The organism is Chamaesiphon polymorphus CCALA 037 (assembly GCF_003003845.1).
Lineage (GTDB): Bacteria > Cyanobacteriota > Cyanobacteriia > Cyanobacteriales > Chamaesiphonaceae > Chamaesiphon > Chamaesiphon polymorphus.
The window spans coordinates 1-9,751 of the sequence record NZ_PVWO01000199.1; the positions used below are offsets into that span (position 1 = coordinate 1).

The window sequence follows — 9,751 nt, forward strand, 5'->3', positions numbered from 1 at the left end:
GTCCTGGGAGTTCAAAGTCCCTTTTAAAAAGGGGGATTTAGGGGGATTCTCACTAACTTCGCCCCATCTTTCGACAATCCCTTGCTGCACTAAAATCGGTAAAGTCTCAAAATGCGCCCGATACTCTTCACCCGAAAGCAACTGACGCGGCTTGCGCCAGCCATCCCCTTCTGGATCGTTAGTTACTCCCGCTGTCAATAACTCAATTAACTCCCCACTATCCGCTGGAATATCTCCAACTTGATAACCCGCAGCCTTGAGCGCATGGAGGATTTCGACGCAACTTTGGGGCGTATCTAAACCCACCCCATTCGCCAACCGCCCATCGCGAGTCGGGTAATTAGCCAGAATCAAAGCAACCTTGCGATCGACTACCGATTTCCGCCGTAGCTTGCTCCAATTTAAAGCCAATTCTGCCACAAATTCCACTCGATCGGGCACGGGTTCGTATACCAACACATCTGTCTGAAGTGCCGAGTTCTGAGTTTGCACCGCCTTAAACGAAATCGCCCGCGTAATAATCCGCCCATCCACCTCTGGTAGAGCCACATTCATCGCCATATCACGCGGTGTCAAACCTTGCCAACCAGACTCCCAAAATTCCTTTCCCGCACCGCTCAGAATTACTTGAAAAACGGGTAAATTCATCGTTGCCCATAAGTCCACCTGGGGCGTATCTGTATCCAAACTCGCCAGAGAAAAGCTCGTGGTATTGAGCAAAACATCCACACCCTGCTGACAATAACTAATTAATACCCGCTGCACCACTGGATCTTTGAGCGAAGACACATACATCGGTACCGGAGTTAGGTTACGATCGACTAAAGCTTGACACAATGCCTCGATCGCAGCAAGATTTCCCGATAGATAATGCGCCCGATAGAAAATTATTGCCGCCCCACCCTGCAAGGGCATTCCCTCTGGCAACCACCGCACCTCATCGTAAATCCCCACGCGTGGCACGGCTGCTGGAGCGCGATATGCACACTCAAAATCCAACCACCGACTGGCGATAAAATTCAATAACTGACGGTAATTATCAACCCCACCTTCAATCAGATATTGCCACACTCGATCGACATCCGCCAAACTCGCAGTAGAATGGCTCATCAAGGTCGGATCGGGACGCTCGTCTCCAGGCAGAACGATTAACACTGCTCCCGTCTGTCTAGCCGTCTCCTGGACGACTTCTAGCCCATAACTCCAGTAAGATTGACCCCCAATTAACCGGACGATAATTACCTGCGCCGCTGTCAGTACATCTTCGGCATAAGTATCGATCGTCAATTGCTGCTGTAGCTGCAACAAATTCACCACCCGCACCTGGGGAAAATCCGCTGGTAATTTAGTCGCTGCGACTGCTAATGTCTGGATATCGGTATCGGCAGCGGTAATAAACGCGATCGGGGCTGGCTGTTGTTCGACAAATATGACTCCCTCAGCCGCAGGATTCCAACCACCCGGTATTGTAGCGAGACGATGCATCGAGTTTCACCCTAACAGACAGCACCTCATTGTAACGAACTTGGACTTGGCAATATAATAATTAGACCTGAATGACGTGCAGCATTACAACGATCTCATCGATCGCGATCGAGTCTAGCTAGCATTCTGCCCTGATATGACTGATAAACTGGTAACTAACGATCGACAGGTACCATCACATGTCTACCGAATTAGTCAACTGGTTGGAATCGGCTACCGAACTGGGGATGTTGCCCAGCGATGTCTTAGAATCGATCGCGAGCGAACTAGAGGTCTTAGTCGTACCAGCAGGCTCTAAAGTGACGATCGAAGATACCCCAGTCACTAAGTTATATATCTTAGAATCTGGGCAAGCGGAGCGGTATCGTCGTCAACGAGCGGGATTGATGTGGGCGGCGGGGTTATTGCCTGGAGCAGTGGTAAATTTGTCGGCATTACAACGAGGGCAACTAACAGATAGCCGGATTGTTACCCTAACAGAATGTCAGTTTCAGACGATTGCCGCCGAAAAATGGCAGGCATTAGTTACCCAATATCCCCAGATTACCGCCGCTTATGCCGAACGGTTGGCGGGTAAATTAGAACAACTCGAAGGTGAAATCGCTTACGATCGCGACAGGCAAGCGGCGTTGCGGACTTATTTGGTACCCCAAGCCAAGCGGGGAATTATTGGCGAGAGTCGGTATGCAGTTAAATTGCGCCAACAAATTCGCGCCGCAGCCAGCGACGATCGATCGGTCATTATTTCGGGCGAACCGGGGTTGGAAAAAGATAATATTGCCGCGCTGATTCATTTTGGATCTAAGCGTCGCCAGCAGCCAATTATTAGTCTCAAAAGTGCTCTAATTACTGCCAATGGTGCCGAATTATTCGGGCGCGTGGGTGGCAAGCCGGGTTTATTAGAATGGTTGGGCGAAGGGACGTTAATTTTAAATGACGTTCAGGAATTACCGCGAGATTTAGTACCGCAAATCGAGCAATTATTAACTACGGGAAACTATACACCAATCGCTCGTGAGGGACAAGTTTCGCCGCCACCGCGATCGAGTAATGCGCGCGTCATTCTCATCTCAGAGAGCACTCAACCGACGTTTAATAAGGTTGTCAAACATCAGATTAAAGTTCCAGGATTGCGAGTGCGGAAGGCCGATTTAGAGGCGCATGTCAATTACTATCTCAACATCATTTGTCGGCAAAAAAAGTTGCCCAAACCACAAGTCATCCCCGAAGCAATTCGACGGTTACAAGCTTATGATTTCCCTGGTAATTTAAAAGAATTGCAAGGAATGGTCGATCGAGCTTTATTACAAGCTCAAGGTAGTAAGGTATTAACAGAGGAAGTATTTTGGGCGCAGGCGGCTAAGAAGCAATTATTTCGGCTGAATTTACTCAATGCTTATCCCCTGTTACGTCAATTTTTAAATAGCGATTGGTATCCCGATCGAGTTAATTATGGTTTTACGGCGTGGGTATTTCCAATTGTCGTCGCCATTCTATTTCTAGCCCCTCAAGATCGCCAACATAATTTCGCACTCAATCTATTTTGGGCGTGGTGGTGGCCGTTAATTCTATTATTATTTCCCATTATCGGTAGATTGTGGTGTGCTTTTTGTCCGTTTATGATTTATGGTGAGATCGTTCAGAAGCTTTCGCTGAAAGTTTTCCCCAGAACTCTCAAAAAGTGGCCGCGCGAGACTGCCGAAAAATGGGGCGGTTGGTTTCTATTTGGATTATTCGTCCTGATTTTCCTCTGGGAAGAACTCTGGAATCTAGAAAATACTGCTTATTTATCTAGTTGGTTGTTGTTACTGATTACTGGTGGTGCAGTACTTTTTTCGCTCATATTTGAACGGCGATTTTGGTGTCGCTATTTATGTCCGATCGGGGGAATGAATGGTCTGTTCGCCAAGCTATCGATCGTCGAATTACGCGCCCAGCAAGGTACTTGTGCCGCAGAATGTACCACTTACCATTGTTATAAAGGCGGTGTCGGTTTTGGGGAGGGACAGACGACGAATGGGTGTCCGATTTATTCACATCCAGCGCAATTAACCGATAATAAAGATTGCGTATTGTGTATGACTTGTCTCAAAGCTTGTCCCCATCGATCGGTAGAATTAAATCTCCGTCCGCCCGGAATCGAGCTGTGGACGACACATATTCCTCATGCTTATGAGGTAGCTTTATTGTTTCTGTTATTAGGTGGAATTTATCTCCATCGATTGCCAGAAATTAACGCTCTATTGGGATTGCAAATAGATTTAAATCAATTTTTGCCCCATTTAGGATTTTCGATCGCGGCGATCGTATTACCTGCGACAATCCCATTTCTAGCTTATGGTGCGATGCAAGGATTATACAAACTGGGCAAACTAGAGATTATTCCATTCAAACTTTGTAAGCCCTTACCATTTATCGATCTAGCTTATGGCTATTTACCTCTAATCTTAGGTGGGAATTTAGCTCATTATTTTAAATTAGGTTTAGCAGAAGGCGGACAAATTATTCCCGTCACTTTTGCGACATTTGGATTGGCTGGCAATAATTTACCGAGCTTTATTGCCCACCCAGCCGTAATTACCTTTCTCCAAGGTATGACGTTAGTTTTGGCATTATTAATTACCTTTTTTCTCACTCAAAAAATCGCCAAGCGATCGATTCGATCGATCGTTCCCCAACATCTAGCGAGTATCTGTCTGGCAGTGAGTCTGTGGATCTCGATCGTCGGTAAATAAGCCATATTGCCGAGCGATGTATAGATATTAACACGGCTCGAAATACTTGAAAATTCGATCGTAGATAATAATGGCGATCGCGATCGAACCAGGCGGTCGTTGTGAACAAATATTATTAACAACAATAAAACTATATAAAAAATAGTAGTATCGAAGAAATACTATTTAGATGTAGCAAAGTTAGCGAACTGAAGGCGTCTAAACTCAACTTTTTACCGCTGGCTAATCGAAAAACAGCGTGAATTGTGACGACTCCAGATTATCGCCACAGTTACTCAAATACTAAACCATTATCGCGATCGAGGATGGGTTTTTTAAGCAATGAATCATCATAAATATCAAATCTACTATAAAAACATTTGTTTTCTAGTGACGCTGGTGAGTACCGCCATCATTTGTAGTAGTGCATTTGCAACTAGCCGTGCGGAGATGGTGTCTCCAAATCGCCAGCTCGATCGATCCTTGAGCCATAAGGCGATCGATCGAGCCATTGCCCCCAGCTCTAAACTAAATCCTACTCATTCACAACGCCCTCAGGTTAACCACCAGATCGCTCAAGCTAGCGACGTCACAGGCAACTGGGCAGAGCCATTTATTAAAGCCCTAGTCGAAAAAGGGATTATTGCGGGCTATCCCGACGGTACCTTCCGTCCAGACCAACCTGTGACCAGAGCTGAATTCGCAGCCTTATTAACTAAGGCTTTTAGCTTGGAGCCAACCAAAGAAGCTCGCACATTCTCGGATGTATCGCCACAGTTATGGGCGGCACCAGCCATTGACAAAGCTTACCGAGCTGGTTTTCTGGCAGGATATCCCAACAATACCTTTGCGCCCAGCCAAACGATCGTCCGGATCGAATCTTTAGTCGCGATCGCCAATGGCAGCAAATTGCAAGCCAATAGCGCGGCAGCTCCCAAAATTGACGAGCTGTTTACCGATGCAGCACAAGTCCCCAACTATGGTCGCGACGCCCTGATTGCAGCGACCCAAAAATGCGTCACCGTCAGCGTCTCTTATCCAGATGGCAAGACATTCAACCCCACGGGTGCGGCCACTCGTGCCGATGTGGCAGCATTCATTCACCAAGCATTGGTAGCTTCTGGGCAACTCACTGCCCTAGCTAGCGATAGTCCCGCTCAAAAATACATCGTCAATTGTGCTGCGGCTCCAGCAGTTGCCACTATTAGCGAGCAAGATGTCCTCAGCCGAGTTGGTGTCGGGAATCTGCCTAGTGCAGGCACTGCGACGATCGTCCGCAAGGCACCCAATCGACCTGTCAGCGGTCTGACTACACCGAGCGGGTTTGGAGCCAATTGGGGGACTGTATTTATCGGTTCTGGCTACCAAGATAGCCTCGCACCCAACCCATGGTTGGGGTCGCCACTAAGTACGCCACTGCTGATCAATACTGCTGGTTTTGGATTGGGTGTTGGTTTTGGGATTGGTAATAGTCGCGATCTCGTCGGCCTCGAAACCTCCTATAGTACGTTCAGTAATGGTGGTGGGCCAGATGGCAGTACTCCGCTCGGACTATTCAATCGCGGTGCGGTGAATTTTAAGCTGCACAAACAGTTTGGCGACAATTTCGCGATCGCCGCAGGCTGGGAAAATGCCATCAAACATGGCTATGCTGGTAATGACCAAACGGTTAGGGATACATTTTATGGCGTGGTGACAGGGGTACTGCCAGTCAGCGATACCAACAACTTCACCGCTTCTTTTGGCATTGGTAACGGTCGATTTCGGCAAATTGCAGATATTGTCGCCGATCGCGATAAGACCGCTTTCTTCGGCAGTTTGGGCTTTCGGATTACGGATAACATCGGCATCGTCACCGACTACAACGGGCGCAACTTCAGCGTCGGCTTACCGCTCAATTTTCGGTTGAGCGACAACATCGGCGTACAGATTACTCCTGCCATTCTGGATGTTGCTGGCGATAAAATAAGTGGTGAAGTCTCCCGATTTGGTCTCGGTGGCGGTGTCGGTATTCGGTTCTAAGTTATCTAAACATTCAGGATGTCACGAACATGAAAAAGATCTGGTCGTTAGCTGCCATTGCAGCGATCGTTTTGCCCCTAGCTCCCGCCGCTGCCGCACCTATTTCCGGCATCTGCGACGTGCTGGGTAATGCGCCTATCGGCTCTGATGCTGTCAGTAGCGTCGCCGCAAGTGGTGCCGAATCTAGTGATGGTATTGATAACGCTGGTTTTACACCAGAAGTCCAAGCGAAACTTAATGCGATCGGTTCGACACTAACGGCTTCTAGCTTGAGTGGCAGCCAAACGGTAGGCGGCACCACCGTAGAAGTCGATCCGGGCACCGCACAGGCAGCTTTAGATGCGATCGGATCGCCAGTCGGCGCGGATAATCCCTCTGTCAAAGTCTTAGCCACTGCTTTGGGCGGTAGCGACGCCGCTCAACAGCTCGCCAAATCCATGCAAGGGTTGAGACGCTCCGATGGTTCGATCGATCCGGTGGTATTGACTGGTGCCGTTGATTCTTACAACAACTACGTCAAGTACCTCATCGATAGCAATCAAATCACCCAAAAGCCGACTTCCGAACTCAGTGGCTTTTTGCAAAGTCTCCCCGTCGGCCAAAAAGTCGCCCAGGTTGTGTTAAGCAAGTTGACAGAAGCTGCTCGGGTGGAATAGGTTTGAGGCTTGAGGTTTTAAAATCTAGCTAAAAGGGAGGGGCAATTTATGAATTGCCCCTCCCTCTGGCTGAAAATTTAGCCGCGTTGGCGAGAAGAGTCTCGCCGATAGACTTCATACAGAAACAGACTTCCAGCCACACCTAGATTGAGCGAATCAGCATCGCCCACCATTGGAATGCGTACCAAATGGCGACACAAGTCGCGCTGTTGGGGAGTCAACCCTTGACGCTCCTCGCCTAAAAATAGCACTGTCGCTGGGGGATAATCGAACTGGTAGAGATCGATATTTCCGTCTGGCGATGCACCAATGGTTTGACACTGATGTTGGTGGAGCCAATCGCGCAATTGCGTCAAGTTGGTGCGAACGAATTGCTGGCTAAAAATTCCGCTCATTGACGATCGAATTACGTCAGGATCGAAGGGATCGATCTGGTTGCCAACCAGGATTAAACCCGCGCCACCCACGGCAGAAGACGTGCGCATCAAAGTACCGAGATTTCCCGCCGAGCGGACGGTTTCTAATGCCACCCAACACAATCCAGTTTGCGGGGAGATCTGCGATAATTTGGCCCAGCGTTGTCTGACGATCGCGGCAACGCCAGAAGCTCGCTCGTTGTAAGCAATCTGGCGAAATTGTTCGGGGGTGAGATTGAGTGTCGGCACGCCATCCCGACGCGATTGGCGGACTAATTTACGTGCTAATGGTGCGGCGAGCAATTTCTCGCTATACAAAATCGTCTCTAGCTCGAAACGATTGTCGATAACGCGGACGAAATTGCGAACGCCTTCGATGAAAAATAATCTGGAGGTATCGCGAAAGTTGCGATCTTTGTATAGCCGTCTGGCGCAAGCTAATGTCGTCTCAACATCGAGCTGCTGATGGTCGAAACACTTAGTATCGACCATCCTCCTTAGCCACTAGCTGGCTCGCAATTGTCAAAATTTGGAACATCATAAAGCTGGCGATCGCAGTTATCGTGCTGCGGAGTGTAATTCAACTGTTGCCTAGCATAGCATTAGTGAGGGGTGGATGAAACAAGCTAGTTGCAAGACATTATGCTCTTAACTAGCTTATCCGATATACACACAAAGAGTAGGATGAGATGACTACAGATACTTAGCTCTCAATTTTTTTCAGAAATCGAGTTAGACCGATCCAATTTGACTATTCTAATCTCCATCGGGGTCGATACCCAACGCTTGTAATTTAGCAGCCAATCTGTTCGATCGATCGCGTTCTTGTGCCACTTGTGCTTGGGCTTGTCTAATTTGTTCGGCTGGCGTAGGATAACGTCGATCCTCTTCGTCATACCAATACAGCCAGTCCCGCGTTACACCCCCATACTCGCCGCGCTCGTAGCCGATTCCCAAACCAATTTCTGGCATCCACACAGGATTGTGCTCTTGTAACTCGTACTTGCCATTTACAAGTTTATGAATCTCTAATTTGGGCTTGCGTCGCCGCTTGGAATTATAAATGACATAATACAAGACTCCCATCCTGGCATATTCATCTAGCTTGCTGGTATACTCACGACCGGGATTACCCGAAACCACTTCTAGCACCAAACTGGGTACGACTAGTTCTTCCCACAAGACATAGCTTGGACGCAGTTCTTCATCGTAAACTCTTTCGACACCCAAGCTCAAGAAAGCATCGGGGACAATGGGCGGTTGTTCTGGATGATAATAGATCCCCATATCGATCCCAAAAAACCAATCCATCCGCTCCGCCCATAAAATCTGTAAAATCGATTTGAGCAAGCCAGGGATGAGTTCTTGGAGTTCGTTATCCACAGGGGTATCGTCAGAGCAGGGTAATTCGTCTGCGGTGGGTAGGTATCTGGGTAGTTCGTACTGGAACATGGCTACAATACCAAAGGATATCTTAATATTTTACTAGGACTGCGCGGCGTAAGTTAAGAAACTATTCGCAACACCCACTCGCCCACACCCGACAAATATGCACGAGAGTCATCGATCGTGAAGAAGTTTACCGAAGGTAAAGAAAATCTGGATCTTTTAGTATCGAGTGATTTTCAATTGTTATGTGGTGGGCGTTGCCCACCATATTATCTTTATGACTAATTTGACAGATGTTCTGTTTAAATATCTTATGGGTATTCTAAAAGTGGCTGATGAAGTCATCTACTTCCACTCTGGATTTTTATTGTGATTATTGTAATTGATTATAGCCAGTGTCCAAAATGTCAAGACTGTTACGACCTCAGCTATATGGGTGTGTCCACTGGTTTGGGACCAACTCTAGCAAAATGCCACCACTGTAAAACGGTATTTAACTCAGGAAAGAGAGAATGGTTTCAAATGTCTGTGTTTGATAAATCTTTATTCTGGGTTTTATCTATTGTATATGCGATTGTTATTGGTGCTAGTTGTGGCTTAATGGCATCATATATTCCACGTACCATAAAATATGGTGTAATAAGCAATTGGCCGTCACAAAAACCCATATTTTTTGAAAGCGTATTTGTTTTATCATTCATCGCATTTATATTGTACGTTCAGTTTAAAAGAATTCAAAACTCAAAGCTTCGTTTTGGCAAAAATCAGATAAAGTCGGTTGCAGTACTTACTTCATTTTTTAATTTTGATTTTAACTTACAAGTACAGTTTTGCTCTTTATTTGTAGCCTTGCTTTGCATAGAAGGATTACTATTAATATTTGCAAATATTCGGGCTTGAAAAAGTAGAAATTCTTTCTGATAGGTTGGGTTGACGGAGGAAACCCAACATTTATAGGGTTGGAATGGAACCGAGTTGGGATTTGTAGATGAATTACGATCGTTTCCATACATTCTACGCTCTCAGAAAGCTTTGCTGGATCGATCTACAATTTCTAATCATCTAAATA

The 9,751-nt window shown here is 46.9% G+C and carries 7 protein-coding genes; 4 read left to right on the top strand and 3 right to left on the bottom strand.

The features are described 5' to 3' along the window. Positions 1–1,485, bottom strand: a 1,485-nt coding sequence (locus C7B77_RS15590; RefSeq protein ID WP_245894223.1) for a cobaltochelatase subunit CobN, incomplete at its 3' end; no start/stop codon positions are given. 179 nt (positions 1,486–1,664) lie between these two features. Here C7B77_RS15590 and C7B77_RS15595 point away from each other — a divergent pair. From C7B77_RS15595 to C7B77_RS15605, 3 genes are all read left to right on the top strand, one after another. Then, a complete protein-coding gene (locus tag C7B77_RS15595) occupies positions 1,665–4,220 on the top strand; it encodes a sigma 54-interacting transcriptional regulator (protein ID WP_106306565.1) in 2,556 nt (851 codons plus the stop codon). A 321-nt stretch (positions 4,221–4,541) separates the two neighbouring features. Further along, entirely contained in the window at positions 4,542–6,221 is a 1,680-nt protein-coding gene (locus C7B77_RS15600; RefSeq protein WP_245894224.1) for an S-layer homology domain-containing protein, read from the top strand. 29 nt (positions 6,222–6,250) lie between these two features. Continuing rightward, positions 6,251–6,877: a hypothetical protein gene (locus tag C7B77_RS15605; RefSeq protein ID WP_106306568.1), complete on the top strand. Its 627-nt coding sequence runs from the start codon at positions 6,251–6,253 to the stop codon at positions 6,875–6,877. A gap of 77 nt (positions 6,878–6,954) precedes the next feature. Here the strand turns inward: C7B77_RS15605 and C7B77_RS15610 are convergent, their stop codons facing one another. Then, positions 6,955–7,785, bottom strand: a complete 831-nt coding sequence (locus C7B77_RS15610) for a TrmH family RNA methyltransferase (protein WP_106306571.1) — start codon at positions 7,783–7,785, stop codon at positions 6,955–6,957. A 264-nt stretch (positions 7,786–8,049) separates the two neighbouring features. Beyond that, the gene (locus tag C7B77_RS15615) at positions 8,050–8,745 is read right to left on the bottom strand and encodes a Uma2 family endonuclease (RefSeq protein ID WP_106306574.1); all 696 of its coding nucleotides are present in this window, start codon (positions 8,743–8,745) and stop codon (positions 8,050–8,052) included. A gap of 375 nt (positions 8,746–9,120) precedes the next feature. Here C7B77_RS15615 and C7B77_RS29290 point away from each other — a divergent pair, with 375 nt between their 5' ends. Then, positions 9,121–9,582 carry a hypothetical protein gene (locus C7B77_RS29290; RefSeq protein ID WP_146138346.1) on the top strand — a complete coding sequence of 154 codons (462 nt, stop codon included), beginning with the start codon at positions 9,121–9,123 and terminating at the stop codon, positions 9,580–9,582. Positions 9,583–9,751: the final 169 nt, after the last annotated feature.

Excerpts from the sequence above, each read along its gene's own strand:
- C7B77_RS15605 (WP_106306568.1), top strand. The coding sequence starts at position 6,251 with ATGAAAAAGATCTGGTCGTTAGCTGCCATTGCAGCGATCGTTTTGCCC.
- C7B77_RS15595 (WP_106306565.1), top strand. The coding sequence starts at position 1,665 with ATGTCTACCGAATTAGTCAACTGGTTGGAATCGGCTACCGAACTGGGG.
- C7B77_RS15610 (WP_106306571.1), bottom strand. The coding sequence starts at position 7,785 with ATGGTCGATACTAAGTGTTTCGACCATCAGCAGCTCGATGTTGAGACG.
- C7B77_RS15615 (WP_106306574.1), bottom strand. The coding sequence starts at position 8,745 with ATGTTCCAGTACGAACTACCCAGATACCTACCCACCGCAGACGAATTA.
- C7B77_RS15600 (WP_245894224.1), top strand. The coding sequence starts at position 4,542 with ATGAATCATCATAAATATCAAATCTACTATAAAAACATTTGTTTTCTA.